This is a genomic window from Acetomicrobium flavidum (assembly GCF_900129645.1).
Taxonomy (GTDB): domain Bacteria; phylum Synergistota; class Synergistia; order Synergistales; family Acetomicrobiaceae; genus Acetomicrobium; species Acetomicrobium flavidum.
Map to the genome: position 1 here is coordinate 1675019 of NZ_FSQZ01000001.1, position 18922 is coordinate 1693940.

General features: G+C 44.8%; 20 protein-coding genes. 16 read left to right on the forward strand and 4 right to left on the reverse strand.

The genetic code is table 11. The features are described 5' to 3' along the window. Positions 1-4: 4 nt before the first annotated feature. From BUQ78_RS08280 to BUQ78_RS08305, 6 genes are all read left to right on the forward strand, one after another. Positions 5-652, forward strand: coding sequence for a GntR family transcriptional regulator (locus BUQ78_RS08280; protein WP_074199884.1), 648 nt, complete (start codon positions 5-7; stop codon positions 650-652). Between the two features lie 170 nt (positions 653-822). Then, on the forward strand, positions 823-2223 hold the full coding sequence (gene gcvPA, locus BUQ78_RS08285) for an aminomethyl-transferring glycine dehydrogenase subunit GcvPA (protein WP_074199885.1): 1401 nt from the start codon (positions 823-825) through the stop codon (positions 2221-2223). A 79-nt stretch (positions 2224-2302) separates the two neighbouring features. Then, positions 2303-3874 (forward strand): aminomethyl-transferring glycine dehydrogenase subunit GcvPB, encoded by a 1572-nt coding sequence (gcvPB, locus tag BUQ78_RS08290; protein WP_074199886.1) that lies wholly within the window; start codon positions 2303-2305, stop codon positions 3872-3874. Next, positions 3867-4979, forward strand: coding sequence for an ATP-NAD kinase family protein (locus tag BUQ78_RS08295; protein ID WP_074199887.1), 1113 nt, complete (start codon positions 3867-3869; stop codon positions 4977-4979). The genes gcvPB and BUQ78_RS08295 overlap by 8 nt, the downstream gene beginning before the upstream one ends. A 78-nt stretch (positions 4980-5057) precedes the next feature. Continuing rightward, a complete protein-coding gene (locus tag BUQ78_RS08300) occupies positions 5058-5840 on the forward strand; it encodes an SDR family NAD(P)-dependent oxidoreductase (protein WP_074199888.1) in 783 nt (260 codons plus the stop codon). 197 nt (positions 5841-6037) lie between these two features. Beyond that, complete coding sequence (locus BUQ78_RS08305) at positions 6038-7399, forward strand: sodium:solute symporter family protein (RefSeq protein WP_074199889.1); 1362 nt, start codon at positions 6038-6040, stop codon at positions 7397-7399. A gap of 54 nt (positions 7400-7453) precedes the next feature. On the opposite strand, the gene fliD is transcribed toward BUQ78_RS08305, so the two are convergent. Beyond that, a complete protein-coding gene (gene fliD, locus BUQ78_RS08310) occupies positions 7454-8923 on the reverse strand; it encodes a flagellar filament capping protein FliD (RefSeq protein WP_074199890.1) in 1470 nt (489 codons plus the stop codon). A 148-nt stretch (positions 8924-9071) separates the two neighbouring features. On the opposite strand from fliD, the gene BUQ78_RS08315 reads away from it, so the two are divergent. From BUQ78_RS08315 to BUQ78_RS08355, 9 genes are read left to right on the forward strand one after another with little or no spacing between them, the layout of a single operon-like run. Next, entirely contained in the window at positions 9072-10064 is a 993-nt protein-coding gene (locus BUQ78_RS08315) for a glycosyltransferase family 9 protein (RefSeq protein WP_074199891.1), read from the forward strand. Between the two features lie 12 nt (positions 10065-10076). After that, entirely contained in the window at positions 10077-10655 is a 579-nt protein-coding gene (gmhA, locus tag BUQ78_RS08320; protein ID WP_014807309.1) for a D-sedoheptulose 7-phosphate isomerase, read from the forward strand. Then, positions 10648-11376 (forward strand): nucleotidyltransferase family protein, encoded by a 729-nt coding sequence (locus tag BUQ78_RS08325; protein WP_074199892.1) that lies wholly within the window; start codon positions 10648-10650, stop codon positions 11374-11376. Before gmhA ends, BUQ78_RS08325 begins: the two co-directional genes overlap by 8 nt. Positions 11377-11387: 11 nt before the next feature. Further along, positions 11388-12374, forward strand: coding sequence for a GDP-mannose 4,6-dehydratase (locus BUQ78_RS08330; protein WP_074199893.1), 987 nt, complete (start codon positions 11388-11390; stop codon positions 12372-12374). Then, positions 12352-12786 carry a DUF8042 domain-containing protein gene (locus tag BUQ78_RS08335; RefSeq protein WP_071778405.1) on the forward strand — a complete coding sequence of 145 codons (435 nt, stop codon included), beginning with the start codon at positions 12352-12354 and terminating at the stop codon, positions 12784-12786. The genes BUQ78_RS08330 and BUQ78_RS08335 overlap by 23 nt, the downstream gene beginning before the upstream one ends. 4 nt (positions 12787-12790) lie before the next feature. After that, complete coding sequence (locus tag BUQ78_RS08340; protein ID WP_074199894.1) at positions 12791-13342, forward strand: D-glycero-alpha-D-manno-heptose-1,7-bisphosphate 7-phosphatase; 552 nt, start codon at positions 12791-12793, stop codon at positions 13340-13342. Positions 13343-13399: 57 nt separating this feature from the next. Then, positions 13400-14440 carry a lysylphosphatidylglycerol synthase transmembrane domain-containing protein gene (locus BUQ78_RS08345; protein ID WP_074199895.1) on the forward strand — a complete coding sequence of 347 codons (1041 nt, stop codon included), beginning with the start codon at positions 13400-13402 and terminating at the stop codon, positions 14438-14440. Further along, a complete protein-coding gene (locus tag BUQ78_RS08350; protein WP_318259589.1) occupies positions 14427-14993 on the forward strand; it encodes a methyltransferase family protein in 567 nt (188 codons plus the stop codon). The genes BUQ78_RS08345 and BUQ78_RS08350 overlap by 14 nt, the downstream gene beginning before the upstream one ends. A 3-nt stretch (positions 14994-14996) precedes the next feature. Further along, on the forward strand, positions 14997-15509 hold the full coding sequence (locus tag BUQ78_RS08355; RefSeq protein WP_074199897.1) for a methylated-DNA--[protein]-cysteine S-methyltransferase: 513 nt from the start codon (positions 14997-14999) through the stop codon (positions 15507-15509). On the opposite strand, the gene BUQ78_RS08360 is transcribed toward BUQ78_RS08355, so the two are convergent. The 3 genes from BUQ78_RS08360 to BUQ78_RS08370 form a co-directional block, all read right to left on the reverse strand. After that, positions 15486-16730, reverse strand: coding sequence for an NAD(P)-dependent malic enzyme (locus tag BUQ78_RS08360; RefSeq protein ID WP_074199898.1), 1245 nt, complete (start codon positions 16728-16730; stop codon positions 15486-15488). The two genes, BUQ78_RS08355 and BUQ78_RS08360, sit on opposite strands and share 24 nt — an antisense overlap. A gap of 12 nt (positions 16731-16742) precedes the next feature. Continuing rightward, a complete protein-coding gene (locus BUQ78_RS08365; protein WP_318259652.1) occupies positions 16743-17480 on the reverse strand; it encodes an MBL fold metallo-hydrolase in 738 nt (245 codons plus the stop codon). Positions 17481-17553: 73 nt separating this feature from the next. Next, positions 17554-18111 carry an isochorismatase family protein gene (locus BUQ78_RS08370; RefSeq protein ID WP_074199900.1) on the reverse strand — a complete coding sequence of 186 codons (558 nt, stop codon included), beginning with the start codon at positions 18109-18111 and terminating at the stop codon, positions 17554-17556. 139 nt (positions 18112-18250) lie between these two features. Between BUQ78_RS08370 and BUQ78_RS08375 the strand changes: the two genes are divergently transcribed. Continuing rightward, positions 18251-18886: a hypothetical protein gene (locus BUQ78_RS08375; RefSeq protein WP_014807298.1), complete on the forward strand. Its 636-nt coding sequence runs from the start codon at positions 18251-18253 to the stop codon at positions 18884-18886. The last annotated feature ends 36 nt before the right edge of the window (positions 18887-18922 follow it).

Genomic DNA, 18922 nt, shown 5'->3' on the forward strand with positions numbered 1-18922 from the left:
ATTAGTGAGACGTTATCAAGTTTTGTCATCTGTGGATTATGTATATAAAGAATTACGTCGTATGATAATGAATAAAGAATTTAAACCCGGACAGCGCCTTCCGGAATTGTCGTTAGCCGAGCAGCTGAACGTAAGCCGCACCCCCGTGAGGGAGGCTTTAAGACGTCTTGCAAGCGAAGGACTTGTTGTCATAATACCCAATGAGGGCGCCAGGCTAGCTAATCCATCAAGAAAGGAAATTGAAGACACTTTTGAAATTAGAGCGCACCTGGAATGTTTGGCCATCGAGAAAGCAGTACCCAACATAAGGCCCTTACAGATTTGCATGCTTGAAGAGGAAATAGAAAAAGAGGAAAATATTTTTCCAGAAAAAGACCTGGAAAAATATTTGGAAGTAAATAATGCCTTTCACAAAATTATTGCGGAAGCCAGTGGCAACATAGTTCTGTACGAACTTATAGATAATATACTTTCTCGGTCCTTTGTATATTTAGTGCTCTTTGGGTCCTTTTTTGACCTCGAAGATAACCCTAGTCTCGACGAACATCGAGAAATCGTCAAAGCCCTAAAAGAGCGAGATGCTAAAAAAGCAGTTGAGCTAATGAGATCTCATGTTCTATCCTCCTGCAGGTTTGCGCAGGATCTGAACTAACCCGCCTGTATCATCTCATTAACCTGAAGATATATTTTTTCTCTACTCGCAATTAAGACTATTGCGTTCAATTTTTGTTCGGTATTGACAAAGTTGTCAAAATCATGTATGAATACCTTGTATTCCAAGAATACTATATGAGGATTTGATAAGCTGGGAGGTGTTTTTAATTGAAAGATAAAAATAATTTCATTTATCCCTACATCCCAAATTCGTTGCTCGAATTTAAGCAGTCTATGATGAGGGAAATAGGAATAAACGAGGTAGATGAGCTTTATCAAGATATTCCGAAAGAACTTAGATTCAAAGGAAAGATGAATTTGCCCAAGCCCCTACATTCGGAAATGGATCTAAAACGACACATGGAGGAAATATTATCTAAGAACAGGACATGCGAGGAAAATGTCAGCTTTCTGGGGGCCGGTTGTTGGCGGCATTATGTACCGGCCATTTGTGACGAGATCAACAGCAGAGCTGAGTTTTTGACGGCTTATGCAGGTGAACCCTACGAAGACCATGGAAGGTTTCAAGCGCTCTTCGAATATGAAAGCATGATGGCAGAACTCGTCGATATGGACGTGGTAAACGTACCAACCTATGATGGAGCGCAAGCTGCAGCGACTTCCTTGCGGATGGCCTCAAGGATTACCGGGAGAAAAGAGGTTTTAATTGCCGGTGCAATACATCCTGAAAGATTGCTCGTGATTAAGAATTATTTAAACCCCGACATTAAGGTCATATCGGTAAATTACGATAAGGTTTCAGGTCAGGTCGACCTTGAGGACTTAAGGCAAAAAGTTTCTTCAAAGACTGCCGCAATTTACTTTGAAAATCCCACATATTTCGGATGCATAGAATGCCAAGGCGAAAACATTTCGCGAATAGCTCACGAAGAGGGAGCCCTCATGGTGACCTTCGTCGATCCCATTTCTTTGGGCGTCATTGCCCCTCCTTCCCATTATGGGGCAGATATTGTGTGTGGCGATATACAACCGCTTGGAATTCACATGAATTACGGTGGTGGATGCGGAGGTTTTATCGCGACTCGTGACGAAGAAAAATTTGTGATGGAATACCCGTCACGTTTATTTGGAATAACCAGGACGGTCGTCGAAGGCGAATGGGGTTTCGGGGACGTGGCATATGAAAGGACCTCTTTCGCCAAGAGGGAAGAGGGCAAGGAATTCGTTGGAACTGCAGCTGCGCTTTGGGGCATTACCGCAGGGGTTTACTTGGCTTTGATAGGGCCTCAGGGAATGAAGGATATAGGCAAAACGATCATGCAAAAGGCTCAGTATGCTGCCCGTAAACTTTCCGCGATAAATGGAGTAAAGGCGCCCTTGCACGATGCACCGTATTTCAAGGAGTTTGTAGTTGACTTTAATGCCACGGGCATAACTGTGGAAGAGGTCAACAATGCCTTGCTCAAGGAAGGAATTTTTGGGGGTAAGGATTTGTCCAGGGAATTTCCTCCTTTAGGGCAAAGTGCTCTTTATTGCATTACGGAAGTACATTCAAAAAATGATATAGACCATCTCGTTGAAACATTAAATGAAATACTTACACGATAAGTTTCCGGAAAGATATTTCTGACGCCTTTATTTTAGTTGTAATCTGGGCATCTTAGTTTTTTTAGAAGGGAGAAATAACATGCTAGAGAATAAAAAGGCTAAATTGAGGAATTTCCATCAGGCCCATTGGGATGAACCGGTCATATTTGAATTAAGCGCCAAGGGGGCAAGGGGCATACTCGTGCCTGAGGCTGAAGAGGAAATAAAAGCAGAAGTGGGAGACGGCATTTCAAGAATTCCGGCGCACCTTCGAAGAAAGGAGCCGCCAGCGCTGCCGGAATTGTTTCAAGCACAAGTTTTAAGGCATTATCTTCATCTTTCTCAGGCAACTTTGGGGGCTGACCTGAACATCGAGATAGGACAGGGAACGTGTACCATAAAATACAGCCCAAAAATTAATGAAAGCTTTGCCACATCTTCGAAAGTTACGGAATTACATCCCTTTCAGGCGGAGGGTACCGTACAAGGGGCGCTTGAAATACTTTACAAGACCGACATGTTTTTAAGGGAAATATCAGGGCTGTCTCGCTTCGTATTTCAGCCGGGAGGTGGTTCCCATGGGCTATTTGCCATTGCATCTATGATAAGAGCGTATCATGAGTCGCGCGGTGAATCAGGTAAGAGGGATGAAATTATAACCACGATCTTTTCTCACCCATCGAACGCCGCAGCAGCGGCAGTCAAGGGTTTTAAGGTCATAACGTTATACCCTGATAAGGATGGCTATCCCGATGTAGATGCTCTCAGGGAAGCTGTCTCAGATAGGACTGCAGGTCTTATGATAACGAATCCCGAAGATCATGGATTGTTTAACTCCAAGATCGCTGAGTTTACGCGGATCGTTCATGAGGCAGGAGGGCTTTGCAGTTATGATCAGGCCAATGCCAATGGCATTTTAGGCATGACGAGGGCTTTGGAGGGAGGATTTGATTTTTGTTTCTTCAACCTGCACAAAACTTTCTCATCTCCTCATGGCTGTGGGGGTCCGGCTGTTGGAGCAGTTGGTGTAAGGGAGGAGTTTGAGCAGTTTTTGCCGGTTCCCTTGATTGACTTCGATGGGGAAAAGTATTTCTTGAATTACGATGTTAAAAATAGCATCGGAAAGGTGCGGATGTTTTACGGCGTTCTTCCAGTAGTGGCAAGGGCATATGCATGGATAATGAGCTTGGGCGAAGAAGGACTCAAGGAGGTGGCAAGGATAGCTGTGTTGAACAACAATTACTTGATGAGAAACATTTCAAAAATACGTGGTGCTACCATTCCCTATGATGCCCCGGGCAAGCATCGGTTGGAGCAAGTTAGATATAGTTGGGAGAAATTGACGAAAGATACAGGCGTTACGACCGAAGATGTCCAACGTAGAATGTGTGATTTCGGCATGCATTATTGGACAAGCCATCATCCTTGGATAATCCCGGAACCCTTTACTTTGGAGCCTACTGAGTCTTACTCAAAGGAAGAACTGGATGAATATGTAGCTGCTTTAAAGCAAGTCTCGGAAGAAGCTTATACAGACCCAGAGAAGGTAAAAAACGCTCCTTACAATAGTTGTATCCATAAGATAGATCCCTCGTTATTGGATGATCCAAAGAAATGGGCCATAACGTGGCGTTCATATCTTAAAAAACACGGGAAGGATATCGATGCATAAGGTAGGGTTGATCGTAAATCCCATAGCGGGCATGGGCGGAAAGGTAGGCTTAAAAGGAACTGATGGCTCTGAAATAGTAGCACTTGCGCGAAAACTTGGCGCTACCGCCGAAGCACCTTTTCGTGCCCTACAAGCTCTAAAGGAGCTTGAGATTTTAAAAGATAGCATAGAGATAATAGCATGTCCTGGAGCTATGGGGGAAAGCGTAGCGAAGAAGTGCGGGTTTAAAGTGGGCATCATAGGACCTGCGAAGGAAGAAACCTCTGCCGAAGATACACGTCGAGCAGCATCGGAAATGATGAAGCTGCAAATTGAATTGTTGCTCTTTGCCGGCGGCGATGGAACGGCCCGCGACATATACAGCTCAATAAAGGATTCAGGGCCAGTCATAGGAATACCTGCCGGGGTAAAGATGCACTCCTCGATCTTTGCACTCAATCCCAAAAGGGCAGGAGAGTTAGCTCTTCTTTACTTGACCGGAAAGGTAAAAGAGCTTAGAGAGGCGGAAGTTATGGACATCGATGAAGAGCTGTTTAGAAAAGGCGTTGTGTGCGCCAGGCTTTACGGTTACTTAAAAATCCCCTTCGAAAGAAGATATGTCCAAAACGTAAAGGCTGCCACCCCTCCAAGTGAAAAATACGAACAGGAAGTAATTGCCGCTGAGGTAGTAGAAAATATGGAACAAGGCTGCATTTACATAGTAGGTCCAGGCACCACTACGAGGCAGATTATGCAGTTATTGGGTTTAGATTACAGTTTGCTTGGAGTGGATGTTGTAAGCAACGGAAAACTTCTTGCCAAGGACGTCTCGGAAAAACAACTGTTAGAAATCATCGACGACAAACGTTCCAAACTGATAGTCACACCTATTGGAGGACAAGGATATATCTTAGGTCGAGGAAATCAGCAATTGAGCCCGAGGATCATCAAAAAGATAGGAAAGGACAACATAATAGTCGTTTCCACCAAGGACAAGCTGCATTCCTTGAAAGGGGCTCCACTTCTTGTGGATAGCGGCGACGGCGAAGTCGATGAAATGCTTGTCGGATATATAAAGGTTATTACTGGCTATAAAGAATACGCCATATATCTTGTTTCTTTTTAGGATGGGGCTGAGGCAAATCATAGTTTCTACCAAATGCCCTTAATTCAAGTAGATACTTTCAAACAGAAGGTGAAGAAAATGATGAAAGATAGAGATGTTCTGTCGCTGGAAGGAAAAGTAGCCGCAGTTACAGGTGCTGCATCGGGCATCGGGCATGCTACAGCCGAACTTCTTGCAAAATTTGGTGCACAGGTAGTTTTACTCGATGTCGATGAAGCAAAAGGCGAGTTGTCTGCCCAAAAGATAGTGGATCAGGGCGGGAAAGCATGTTTTATGAAATGCGACGTTACTTCGGAAAAAGCCTGCAAAAAGGTCATTGAAGAGATAAAAGACAAATTTGGCAGGCTCGATATCTTACATAACAATGCGGGCATCATCATTAGGAAGACCGTAGTCGAATTAGATGAGAAGGAATGGAATCTGGCTGTAGATGTCTGTTTAAAGGGAACATATTTGCTTTCAAAACATGCCATACCGCTTATGGCTGCAGGTGGTGGAGGCAGCATCATAAACACCGGCTCTGGATGGGGTCTAAAAGGTGGGGAAAAGGCAGCTTCCTACTGTGCTGCGAAAGGCGGCGTTGTAAACCTCACGCGTGCGATGGCCATAGATCATGGGAGGGATAATATCAGGGTAAATTGTGTTTGTCCCGGCGACATAGATACACCTTTGCTTAGAGGAGAAGCACGTCAACTTGGGGTTAACGAAGAAGAGTTTCTGCAGTCCTCTGCCAGAGAAAGGCCTTTGGGAAGGATAGGAACTCCTAAAGATATAGCTAATGCAGTTTTGTTTTTGGCAAGCGATCTATCTAAATGGATAACGGGTGCTGTATTGGTAGTGGATGGCGGTGGGTTAGCCTAATAATAACCGAACCAATAATTATTAAAACTATGTAAAGATTACATATATTTGGAGCATGTTTTAAAAAGGCATGTCCCTTTGTTGTTTTTATAAACACCACTTGAGTTGGTATTGAGACCTGGTATATTAGGTGCATGATCCGACGTCCAATAACCCGGAAAAAGCATGATAATTAAGTGATTGGAGGAACAGCAAAGATGTTTTTCCTATCGATAGCTCTTACAATAATATTTGTCATTTCGATAGGCATCATAGCTTCGGGCAGGAAAGTAGATGCAGAAGGGTACTCGTTAGCTGGTCGAAAGGCAAACCCCTTTGCCGTTTCTGGAATATTGCTCGGTGCCCTAGTTGGTGGTGCATCTACCGTAGGCACCACGGAAATGGCATACGTTTACGGCTTATCTGCATGGTGGTTTACTTTAGGCGGGGGGATAGGGTCGCTCTTGTTAGCTCTATTTATCGCTGAGCCATTAAGGAATTCTAAAGTTACTACATTAGCACAATTTTTGTCGAAGCATTACGGTTTACAGATGAGCCGTCTGGCTGCAATAGGTTCCGTCATCGGCACTCTGATGGCTATCGTGGCGCAATTCCTTGCCGCCTCCGCTTTGTTATCGGCTATTGTACCGTTACCTTCTTGGACCTTGAATGTGATGATTGCCATTTTAATCCTTGTTTTTATATATTCGGGCGGCACTAAAAGTTACAGCGCTATTGGACAGGTAAAATTGATCTTGCTGTACTTGACTTTAATTGTTTGTGGCGTAGTAGCCTATAGATTAGGCAGCACACCACTAGCGCTTGTTAGAGAGCTACCGAGATTCCCATATTTTTCGCTTTTTGCAAGGGGAATATCCAAGGAGCTTAATTCCTGTCTATCGCTGATTGTCGGGACTTTAGGCACGCAGATTTATGCTCAGGCAGTTCTTTCGGCATCGAGCGAAAGGACGGCGAAAAGAGGGGCGTTGCTCTCGGCGATTTTAATGCCTCCTATTGGACTTTTGGGGATTTGGGTTGGACTAACACTAAGAAAAGAAGGCGTTGTAATAGAACCTGCGCAGGCTCTTCCCTATTTTTTGTGTACATATCTTCCTAAAGCCTTTAGCGGCATCGCTTGGGCAACCCTTTTCATAACTTCCCTAGGAACCGCAGCTGGTCTGTCTTTGGGAGTTGCCACGACTGTATCTTACGACCTTTACCTTTCATTTAAAAGGAAACTAGCATCTAGCAGTAAGATGCTTTTAATAAATAGAGTCAGTCTGCTTTGCGTGATCGTCGTATCGTTAATAATTAGTTTAAAGGCAGCTAATTCTCTTATACTACAGTGGAGCTATCTTAGTATGGGATTAAGAGGTGCAAGCGTTTTTGTGCCGTTGATGGCGGCTATATTTTTTGGTGTCCTTTCTCCCGGCATGGCACTGCTATCGGGCGTTGTCGGCATAACAATAGCTTGCCTATGGCCAATATTGATGCTTCCTGGAGAGGGCATCTTACTTGGCGTATGCGCTTCTGCCGCAATAGCCGCGTTCGACATATACAGGAACAAGAAGACACGTTAAGGTTTCACGTGTCTTCTTGTGAACTTGTGCTTTACTGGCTGTGTGCCTTTGTAGTTATGATGACTTGCCGACGGATCCAAGTTGAGAAACGATCCCAGACAGCCAACTTGCCTGTTGGCTTAGTTGGGATAAAATTGTTTCCATTTGCGAGTATTGTTCTATCAATCCCTTTTCTTTTATGGCAAGCCTATTCTCGAAGTCGGCAATCCTTTTATCTATTGCGTTTATCCGATCATTCAGGTAGTTAACCTCGCTAGCAAGCCGTCCCTTCGTTACGACTGTAGAGCCTACTGTGACAGGAACGTTATCTACGGTATCACCTATGAAATTATCGAGTTTAGTCATGACCGTGGTCATGAGAGAAGAGACATCATTAGAATTTGTGGTCATCGCTTCCATAAATTTATCGGCGTCGAATACGAGCTTTCCACTTTTGCCGTAATCCGTGGATTCAGTCGTTATCCCAATCTGAGATAGCATTTTAAAGGCGCCACTCGTGGCTATGGGGTCTGAAATAATGGCCCGTAGCCGAGATTTAGTTTGCCATAGCAAGGGGTCTCCTCTAAGCATGCCTATTCTTTTTTGGTAATCTTCCGTAGGATCTTCGATCGGCTCTTCGGAAACTCTGATGTTTATCCAGTCTATGGCATTATTGTAAGCTTCTACGAAATCGCTAATGGCATTTACCGCTTTTTCGGCGTCCAGCACTACATCGGCGACAACATGTCCTGTTCCTTTTAGGTTAAACGTAAGTCCGTTTATTAGATCGCTTATCTCGTTTCCGGACCTTTGGACCTCTAGGCCGTCTATTTTAAGTTTGGCATCTTGTGCTGTCTTTAGAGTGTTGGTAAAGGTCGAGCCGTCCCAAATTTGAATAGCACCAAGAATATCGTTGGTGTCTGTGACCTTTATGGCGTTGGCTTCCCCGGTGCTGTTACTGGTCAATATTAGCCGATTGTCCAATATCTTTGCCGTTACGCCGATGCTTTCCCCCTCGCTGGTTTTAGCAGAATTGATCTTAGAGGCCAAAGATGACAACGTATCGCTGCTTGTCACCTGAATTGTTGCTATATTGTCTCCGGTCCCTATGGTAAAGCTTCCGCTGGTAAAGTCCTGAATGAGGTCTGCCATGGTCTTTGTCGGGTCATCGATCCGCGCACTTGCTACGCTATGTGCCTGTGCCAACTGCAAGACCTCGATGTCGTATCTTGCAATTTCAGCGTCGGGCGTCGCTGTTATGCTCAATACAGACGATGGGTCTAACGAGCTTCCAAGGTTAGTCATCTCCGCTGTCTTTGCGAGGTAGGTGGAAGAAAGTTTAAGCGACGTCAGGCTTGAGCGTAATGTCTTGAAGTTTGCGCTGAATTCATCATATAGGTCCTTTTTGAATTCCAGCTTTTCTTTCTCTGCAGTCCAAATGTCTGTGATCTTTCGTTCCTGTTCCATTACTTTGTCTATCATTGTTCCCCAATCTATGCCGGAGGCAAGTCCGGTAACTTGAAAAAGGGGATCAGTTGTAGCCATGAGAATATCCTCCCTTATGGGAAATCATCTAAACTGCTATAAATTATATCGACGTATAATGCCACAATCTTAAGTTGTACGGTATTGCCTAATGGTAAAATATATTACTGCGAGTATAAGTGTATGTAGTTCTTTTGGAGGAACTCAGTTGAAGATAAACCCGCAGAAAATCAGAAAAGTCTTGGTCATAGGGCTTTCGTGCCTCGGCGATATGGTAATGGCATCAGCTGCCCTGTGGAACTTGAGGCTTTATTTGCCTAGCGCCAAATTTACGGTCTGGGTAGGCCCGAGAGCACTGGGTGCAGTCTCGGAGGATCCTCTATGGGATGAAATTTTTGTGTATGATAGGGGTGGAGAATTTGCCGGTCTTCCTGGAAGAATTAAGGCCTGCAAACTGATGAGGCTTGGCAGTTATGATTTGGTGATAGATCTTAGGTCTACGCTGATGCCCTTGTTTTCAGGGGCGATTTATGCCCCTCTTTGGGGCTTAAGAGAGTGTTTATTGCCAAAGAGCCTGCATGAAGCGGAACGGACGCTTCAGGCGATGACCTCAATTGGGGTGCCCATAAGGATCAGACAGTTGAGGTTTTACATACCGCAAGAGCTTAAAGAGTTGATTCAGGCAAAATACATGGATAAACTGCAAGGGCGAAAATTGGTGATATTTAATCCAGGCGCAAATTGGCCTCCAAAGAGGTGGCCCGTGGACAACTTTGTGGGACTGGGCGTTAAGTTGATATCGAAATATAATGCCGTTATAGGAGTTATAGGCTACTCCGATGAGGAAGAAAGATTGGGCAAACAAGTTTTAAGCGCACTCGATAAAAATAGCGCATTAGACTTAACGGGCAAATTGCCTTTGAAAGAGCTAGGGGCATTACTTGAGTCATCATCTCTCTTTGTTACCAACGATACTGGGACGCTACACATAGGCAGCGCTGTTGGTGTTCCAATGGTTGGACTTTACGGTCCTTCAAGTCCCGAACGATATGGCCCCTGGGGCACGCGACATCGCATAGTTGCGCCTTCCCTTCCCTGCGCTCCGTGCATAGGTAAAAAGTGTTTGTACGGGGATTTTGCCTGTATCTCTAAAATAAAGGTTGAAGAGGTATTTAACGCCTGCGAAGAGCTCTTACATTAGGAGAGGTGAATTTTGTTGCTTTCAAATATAGAAGAACAGATCAAAGCCTCGATCGAGGTTAAAAAGATGATCCTGGATAAACCTTATCTAGAAGCGGTTGAAAGAGCCGCGAACTTAATGATAGAGGCTTATAGACATGGCGGCAAGGTGCTTTTCTGTGGGAATGGCGGTTCTGCTGCAGACGCTCAGCACTTGGCAGCTGAGCTTGTTGGAAGGTTTAAAAAGGAAAGAAGGGCCCTTCCGGCCATTGCTTTACACGTCAATACGAGCGCTTTGACTGCAATAGCCAACGATTACAGTTATAGCGAGGTTTTTGTAAGACAACTTGAAGCTTTTGGTATGGAAGGAGATGTATTGGTTGGCATCTCCACCAGCGGCAAGAGCGAAAATGTCCTAAGGGCCTTGGCTCGAGCCAGGGATAAGGGTTTAAAGACAATCGCTCTTGTCGGGATGGATGATTCAAGGGTCACGCCCCTTTGCGATGTCGTTTTAGGGGTACCGTCGTACGACACACCTAGGGTCCAGGAGGTACATATGCTTTGGGGGCATATCATCTGCGGGTTGGTGGAGGGAGAGCTTTTTCATGGTTAACAACGGTAAACTAGCCGTCATCCTTGCCGGTGGCTTGGGCACTAGGCTTAGAAAGGTCGTCTCTGATGTGCCAAAATCGCTGGCGCCCATAGCGGGAAGGCCTTTCTTGGATTGGTTGCTGATGGCGCTTTGCCGGAAGGGTGTGGATGAGGTATTGCTTCTTTTAGGGTATGGCGCCGAAAAGATCAAGGCCTTCGTTGGCAACGGCAGTAAATGGGGAATTAAGGTGACTTACAGCTTAGAAGATGAGCCGCTGGATAAAGCCGGGGCATTAAGGAATGCTTTATCGTTGATAAGCAGACCAACCTTTTTCTTTTTAAACGGAGATACATTGCTGGATCTCAATTTTGACGAGATGCTTTCCTTTCACCTTAGCAAGAAAGCAAAGCTGACCATAGCAGTTAGGCCCTGGAAGGATCTTTCTCGCGTCGATCCCGTCAAAATAGATGATGAATTTAAGATTACCACCTTTGGTGTTAAAGACGTTCCATCGGAAGACGATGGGCTTTGGCTGGTTAATGGTGGCCTCTATGTGGTTGAGAAAGATATAGTAGAAGGACTTCCTCTGAAGCGTTTATCATGGGAAGCAACCGTGATACCTGATCTTGTTGAACGAGGTGTCGTGTATGCTTATGTATCGAACGGTTACTTCATAGATATCGGGGTTCCCGATGATTATTTCCGGGCGCAAAGAGAGATACCGGAGATTTTAAGGCCTTAGGGGGTATTCAGTTGAAAAAGGTATTTATCACGGGCATCGGTGGTTTCATAGGATCTCATCTTGCCAAGCACATGGCTGAAATGGGATATGAGGTTTACGGTTCATACTTTCGTCCGACTTCGGATATTGGTAATGTCCTTTCCTCAGCTACCAAAGTTTATAATGTAGATGTAAGATACAAGCCACACCTCAAGGAAGCCTTGGCCGAAGTAAGGCCTGATGTGGTATATCATCTTGCCGCCCAAAGCTATCCTATGGTGTCCTTTAAAGAACCTCTTTACACCATGGAAACTAATGTACTGGGCACGGTAAATTTATTTGAGTTACTTGTAGAGCTAGGGTTAAAATCTTCAAGGATAATGCTAGCTTCTTCTACAGCCGCATATGGATTTATTGATCCTTCGGAGACCCCTGTTAGAGAAGATCAACCCTTTAGGCCCGCCCATGTGTATGGGGTTTCCAAAGCTTCCCAGGATCTGCTCGGGTTTACCTACTTTAATGCCTACGGCCTTGATATAATAAGGCTTCGAATAGGCAACTGCGTAGGTCCCGGAAGAAAAGGAGAAGTTGTGTCCGATTTCACTTACAGGCGAGCTCAAATTGAGCTTGGAATTATCGAGCCGATCTTTCGTGTTGGGAACCTTCATACCAAACGAGCCTTCCTCGATGTAAGGGATGCCGTAGAAGGCTTTTTGCTCCTTCAAGAGAGGGGCAAAAGTGGTGAGGCTTATAACATATCCGGTGAAATACCTTGTTCCATTGAAGAGCTCTTGGAAGTTGTACTAAAAAGTTGTCCGGTAAGGGTAAAAGTCGTAGTCGACCAAGACCTTGTTCGCGAGAAGGACGAGCCAATTTATTGGAACGACTTGAGCAAGATAAAAAGAGAGACGGGCTTTACCCAAAGGATACCGCTAGAACGAACGGTTGAAGATATGGTGAAATGGTGGTTAGACAACTTAAAAAAGAGAGAGGGCGATGGTTGTGTATGTCGAAATTGACGGTGAAAAGCGCGACGTTAGGGAATTGGTCATAGAGGCTTTGGAAGAGACAAAAAAGTATATTCCGGTCGTCATTCAGGGTGTAGATTTGGTTGCCGATAAACTTGAAAAGGAGGAAACGCAGGAAGCGCTGGATTTGATGGCCAAATTGATGGAGGGCATCAGCTGGGTTATGAAGGTCATTCAAAACAGCATAATGTTGCTCGGGCTTAAGGGGGAAAATGTAGCTGACGGAAAATTGATTGAGGCCAGCCAGGCGTTAACCCATTCACTTGAGGATGCCATGCCCTCCCTCCAGGATGGTAAATTCTTTGAATTGGCCTATCGATTAAGGGAAGAGATATTGCCCAGGTTCAGGGATATGAAGCCCTACGTTGATGAACTCCACGACATAGCCACAAAGGAGGAGTAAATCTTTGAGGGCTGCGATTTTCCTGGATCGGGATGGGACGCTAATTCGAGAGGTTGGCTATCTTTCTTCTCTGACACAAATAGAAATACTGCCTGATGTGCCGAAGGCTCTTAAACTACTCAAATCATTAGGATATCTCTTGATAATCGTCACAAATCAAAGTGGCGTTGCAAGGGGTTTCTTTGACGAACCCTTTGTCTTGCAAGTTCACAGCGTCCTTCAGGAAAGGTTTATCGAACAAGGTGCTAGGATAGATGCCTTTTACTACTGTCCTCATCACCCAACCGAGGGCAAGCCGCCATATGATATAGACTGTGACTGCAGGAAGCCCAAAACGGGCATGTTGAAGAAAGCCGCAAGTGAACATGACATTGATATATCCAGATCTTGGGTGATTGGGGATTCTTTGGTTGACGCTCAGCTTGCCCAGAACGCTGGTTGCAAGGGCATCTTCCTTAAAGTGGACTGTGACTTGTTGTTACCTCCTTGCTGCATAGTAAAACCTGACCTCTGGGAAGCAGCCAGTTACATAGCATCTCAAGGTGCTTTGCGCTAAATTTTGCATTGATATGTGATGCCCAGATGATTCTAGCCAAATGGGAGGCCTGATCCTTTGTCGCTGAAGAGGGGTTTATTGTACTTCATCGGATTAACCGTAGGTGTAGGCGCTTTAGCATTGTATTACACCAGCGATAATGAGACATGGCATATACTTTCTAGGGCGAGGTGCTCTGGAATTGCTGTAGCTTTTATTGTATCAGCCGTAGGATGGATATCTGATGCCCTTCGCATACAGGTAATAGCCGATATCATGGAAGAACACATAGAATTTAAGACGTCTCTTCAATTGGTCTTTTTAAATTCCTTTGGTTCTGCCATTACCCCTTTTCAAGGTGGCGGAGGACCCCTTTTAATATATGTGCTTCACGGTAAGGGCATTCCCATTGGAAAGGGAGTAGCTTTAACCTTGGTTAGGACTATCTTTACGGTTTTAATGTTAGGTTTGTTCGTGCCGTTATCTTTTCTTTTTGTTCCGGAAGTATTAAAGGAAAGCGCAGCTATGACTGGTATATTTTTGTATGCAATAATATTTGGGCTTTTGTTCGGCGGGTTGATAGTCGTAAGCATAACCAAATCCGAAACCGTCAAACGCATCGCGAAGATCGTTACCCTGTGGATGGATCGGTTGAAGTTATTTAGGATGAGCGTACTCTCAACAGTTCGTTTTTTAAACAAACAAATTGACCTGTATAAACAAAACATGAAATTGCTCTTCAGGGGTGGGGTTTTGAAGTTCCTGTTGGTCGTTTTATTGACAGCCTTATATCTTGTTTCTTTAATAGGCACTTTACCAGCACTTGCCTGGGCATTGGGAATGCATGTATCCATTGAAAAGACAATCCTTGTCCAAGGGTTGTTTTTGTTTGTGCTTTATTTTGTTCCTACTCCTGGAGCCAGCGGAATAGCGGAAGGAGGAGGCGTGGCTGTTTACAAGGTCTTATTCCCCCTCAACATGACGGGGGTCCTTTCGATAGGATGGCGTTTTTTAGTCCACTATTTACCGACCCTTATTGGGGCAGTTATGGCGGTCGAAATGATAGGGTTAGAAATAATGTCTAAGATCATGCGAGGCAAGGATGATGAACTTAACTGATATAAGAAGTGTCGCATTTAAATGGAGAGGCGGATTGTGGACTGTTCTGTACCTCATAATTTTATTGCTTGCTAAGCCTACGCGCGAAGGCATATTCTTTGGGCTCATCTTTGTAATTGCAGGACAGATGGTAAGATGTTGGGCAGCCGGCTCCATTGGGCTTTATAGAGGTGTTGAAGTTAAAGCATCCAAACTGGTTACATGGGGCCCCTATGCCTTTGTCAGGAATCCCTTATATCTTGGTAATGGTCTAATAGGGTTTGGGTGGGCCATTATGGCCGGCGGATGGTCCGTTTCTTTATTTGTCACATCGTTTGTGATAATCTACTGCTTTTTGATAATCCCCTATGAAGAAGCTTTTTTGGAAAATAAATTTGGCGACAGCTATCTTAGATACAAGGCAAGAACTGGAGCTCTTTTAATTAGAAGATGGCCAAAAAAAGATGAAATAAGCGGGCCATTTTCGTTAGAGGTATTGCTGAAAAGCGAGAAGCATTCTATATACGTTACCCTAGTTGGGACAATATTACTTATAACGAGATTGTGGTGGTAAAACGTGGAAATTATTCTAGTAGATCCAAGGTCCATAGTGCCCACGTTATGCGTACTGGGAAGCCCCGTTTGCCGTTTCGAAGTCATATATAGCAATGAGATAATTTTAAGTGTTGGCCCAACCGACAAGTTGACACAATGTGAAGCTCCATCCTGGTTGAAGGAAGCTTGGGATGCAATTTGGAATGGCGAAATGCCTGAGGTGATATTGGGGACGACCAAAAGAATTTCGGATTTCGCCCAAAAAGTATATCGCATTGTGAGAGAGATACCCATTGGGGAGACCAAAACTTACGGCGAGGTGGCCTTTTTAGTCGGCAAGCCAAAAGGGGCAAGGGCTGTAGGCTCGATCTTGAGAAGTAACCCCTGGCCCCTCTTTATACCCTGTCATAGGGTCATAGGTAAAAGCGGCAAACTTTTAGGTTATGGCGGAGCGCAAGGAATCGAATTAAAGGGACGCCTTTTGGCTTACGAAGCTGACAAATGTCGTAGTCTATACTATCCTCCATCCGTATAATCTTTCCCATGTTTGTGCATACACTTTATTTTTAGGTATGGGATTCAGCGCTATGCCTTCCTCGACAGCGGCCTGAGCAACGGCTTCGGCTATTCGAGGAGTTGTCTCATCGCAAAATATGGGAGGCACTATATGGTCAGGAGAAAGGCGATTTTGGTCTACGGAGTTGGCAAAGCCATCTGCTGCCTCTAACAGCATTTTTGTTGTTATGGCAGCGGCACGTACATCAAGAGCTCCTCTCATTATGCCAGGGTATACCTGGAAACTGGCGATTGGATTGATCGTCGCGGTCCAAAATTGGCTGCTTGCCACTATCGCGGCTCCAATTTCTTTGGCGAGAGCAGGGCTTATCTCCGGTTCGGGCATGGCCATGCTGAAGACAATGGGTTCCTTATTCATAAGCTTTATGTAATCTGGGTCAAGCGCATCCTTGGCCGATAATCCTATAAATACGTCCGCATTGCTCATGGCCAGTTTTAGATCTTGATAGTCAGCGTCTATGCCAAGCCTTTCAGCCAGTTTAGCCTGTTCCTGGTTCATAAATGGGTTTGCAGGCGTAAGGATTCCATGGCTATTGACCATGACGATTTGTCTTGCACCCGCATCAAGGAGTAGTCGTGCCGTTGATATGCCTGCCTTGCCAGCCCCCCATATCGTTATTTTTATATCTTGAAGTTTTTTTCCGACCACTATTAAGGCGTTTTTAAGGGCTCCAAGAAGCGCTACTGCTATCCCGTAGTGGTCATCCGAAAAAACGGGGATGTCCAAAGTGCTTTGCAACTCCTCCAAAATCCTAAAGGAAGTTACCGACGTTATGTTGGATAAATTAAGGCCGCCTACGGTCGGAGTGATAAACCTGCACATCTGTACGATTTCCTCAGCGCTTTTGGCTTCAAGGCAGACAGGGAAGGCGTTGATGTCCCCAAAGGTCTTGTATATCAAGCATTTCCCTTCAAGTATCGGCAGCACGGCGTAAGGATTTGGCTCTTCAAAATTTAATATGGAAGACCCATTGGATACCACAAAGATGCAATTACCCCTTCCCGTGTATTCGAAGGAGGCGTCTTGGTCCTTGTCTATGATATTTGCTACAGCGAGACTTCCGGGAAAGTAGTTGCAGGCAAGGTCATCCGTCGTGCGAAGCCTGCTAGATGGATACACTGTTACCTTGCCTTTAACTCGCTTGTGTAACTCGATTGCGCGATGCCATTCAGTTGACATAAATTATCCTCCTCATAAATTAGACTCGATATCCTCTAAATCAAACTCCTGTCCGTCAAATGGCGCTATTACCTTACAACTGTCATTTGTCAAGTTATGGGCTATTTTTTCCGGCCCGGCCTCTATCACGCCTTTACCAAAGTGATTCAGTATAATAGCCTTAGGTGCAATGATATCTCTTATCAATGCTATGTGGTCTGCGGCTAAATGGTCTATTCCATTTCTAATGTGATGAAATGTCATATTGACTACTAAAAGCTCGCAATCGCTATACCTTCTTATGATTTCCTCGTCATATCGCGTATCACTGATAAACCCCAGAGTTTTCAATTTAGAATGTCTCAATATGAAACCATAGCACTCTACGCCGTGATGTATGAGCTTGATAGCTTCAATATTTCCATCGGGTATGTACACCATTTTTTTGTCCTGCCAGTAGCTAATGCATCCTATTTTCGAGTGGTAATGGGAAAGTAACACGCGCCCTTCTCCCAAGGCGGCGTCTTCTGGCAAGAGGAGCGTTCCCCGCTTTTTAAAACCTCCATGCGTAACGGCTTCTATCATGACGTTTATATCGTTGCTGTGGTCCAGGTGCTTATGGGTTAAGATGATCATTTCTATATCTTCCGGGTTAAAGGGTTTGCCAGCCTCACAAATTCTGACCAGCGAACCTGGTCCCGGATCGATTATGGCATGATATCCGTAAAGCCCCAACCATATACCACCAGTTGAGCGGGTTTGATTAATCATCACAAACCTTGCTCCTCCGGTACCTAGAAACTTTAAAAATGCCCCATCGTAGAGCCGGTTTTGCTGCATATGATCATTGCTCCTTAAAGTAGGGTAACAGCTGTTTGAATTCTGGCGTGCCAGATACGCCAAGCCACTGATAAACTATGCTTTCAGTTGGCAATACAAGGGCGCCACATTGAGAAAGCGTTCCAAGGGCTGCTAGGTGATGTTGCTCACGCCTGCTACCCGATGCCTCCGATGCCACTATCACGGAGTAACCTTCCTTTAACAGATCAAGGGCAGTAGCTAATACGCATATATGGGTTTCTATGCCGGCCAATACTATTTGTTCCCTTTCTTTGCCCAAGAACTCGATGAATCCCGGTTCATCGCAACAGGAAAAATGCACCTTTTCGAAACGAGGCGTTTCGGGAGCAAGGAGGCATGATATGTCCGAAGCTGTATGGCCAAGCCCCTTAGGATACTGTTCAGTGTATTTTATGGGGATAGACAGCAGTTGTGCGCTTTTTAATAAAAGCTTAATGTGTTTTATAATTGATTCATTGCCTGTTATGTTTGGCAGCAAACGTTCCTGGACATCTATAATCACCAGTTGGGACAGATTTTTCTTGAGCGTGTAAGACGTCATAAGATATAATCTCCTTTCTAAGGTATGCTTATATTTATTTTGCTTCAAAAGTAGTATTTTTTCTACTGGAAATTTTGTTCCCGTTATGTTATTCTCGTTCGGCCATCGGTTGCATATGATGGCAGGAGGTGTATAAGCCATGGCAGGTAAGAAAGATAAGCATAATGCAAACGATGATGAACAAGTTTATGTGGAGGACTTGCTCAAGATGATGTCATTGCAAGACTATCCGCCGTTCATCGAGAGATTGCTCTCTCAAATGCAGGGGTTTATGTGGGGATTTGTGTCTGACGGTGAGGAGGTTAAAAGGGTAGAGGAGCTTGCATCTGAAGGATATGATCTCGATGATCCTCAATATTTGCTCGAGCAATTAGCATGGATTAAAGAATATGCCGATTTGATAACTCCCGAGATTGAGGAATGCAATCGTGAAGAGGCTGTTATATTATCGTTTACCCCTATAGATAACGATGAGGCAATAAGATGGGCCGTTGATCATGCAGCCTTGTTTGCCCGCGGTATTTGCCGCAGGATATGGATCTTAGGAGAAAACTGGGATTTGAGTGAGGTGCTTCAGTACTCAAAGCATATAAAGGCACTTGCAAAGATAGGCGTATCGATAAGGTTTCTCCTTCTGACGCCTTGGGGGTGGACGGAGGTTCCTCTCTTTAAGGAAATAAGCGGTGACGAAAAGCGTGGCCTGCTTTGGAAGGAAAGGCATAAAAAGAGAAATAACAATCTGCCAAAGGGAAACGACGAAGGAAAGACGCCATAGTTACATAGAGGGGCAAGTTGCCCCTCTATGGTTATT

Coding starts and splice junctions, on each gene's coding strand:
- BUQ78_RS08295 (WP_074199887.1), top strand. CDS start 3,867: ATGCATAAGGTAGGGTTGATCGTAAATCCCATAGCGGGCATGGGCGGA.
- BUQ78_RS08365 (WP_318259652.1), bottom strand. CDS start 17,480: ATGATTAATCAAACCCGCTCAACTGGTGGTATATGGTTGGGGCTTTAC.
- BUQ78_RS08370 (WP_074199900.1), bottom strand. CDS start 18,111: ATGACGTCTTACACGCTCAAGAAAAATCTGTCCCAACTGGTGATTATA.
- gcvPB (WP_074199886.1), top strand. CDS start 2,303: ATGCTAGAGAATAAAAAGGCTAAATTGAGGAATTTCCATCAGGCCCAT.
- BUQ78_RS08325 (WP_074199892.1), top strand. CDS start 10,648: ATGGTTAACAACGGTAAACTAGCCGTCATCCTTGCCGGTGGCTTGGGC.
- fliD (WP_074199890.1), bottom strand. CDS start 8,923: ATGGCTACAACTGATCCCCTTTTTCAAGTTACCGGACTTGCCTCCGGC.
- BUQ78_RS08350 (WP_318259589.1), top strand. CDS start 14,427: ATGAACTTAACTGATATAAGAAGTGTCGCATTTAAATGGAGAGGCGGA.
- BUQ78_RS08305 (WP_074199889.1), top strand. CDS start 6,038: ATGTTTTTCCTATCGATAGCTCTTACAATAATATTTGTCATTTCGATA.
- BUQ78_RS08360 (WP_074199898.1), bottom strand. CDS start 16,730: ATGTCAACTGAATGGCATCGCGCAATCGAGTTACACAAGCGAGTTAAA.
- BUQ78_RS08375 (WP_014807298.1), top strand. CDS start 18,251: ATGGCAGGTAAGAAAGATAAGCATAATGCAAACGATGATGAACAAGTT.
- BUQ78_RS08335 (WP_071778405.1), top strand. CDS start 12,352: ATGGTTGTGTATGTCGAAATTGACGGTGAAAAGCGCGACGTTAGGGAA.
- BUQ78_RS08300 (WP_074199888.1), top strand. CDS start 5,058: ATGATGAAAGATAGAGATGTTCTGTCGCTGGAAGGAAAAGTAGCCGCA.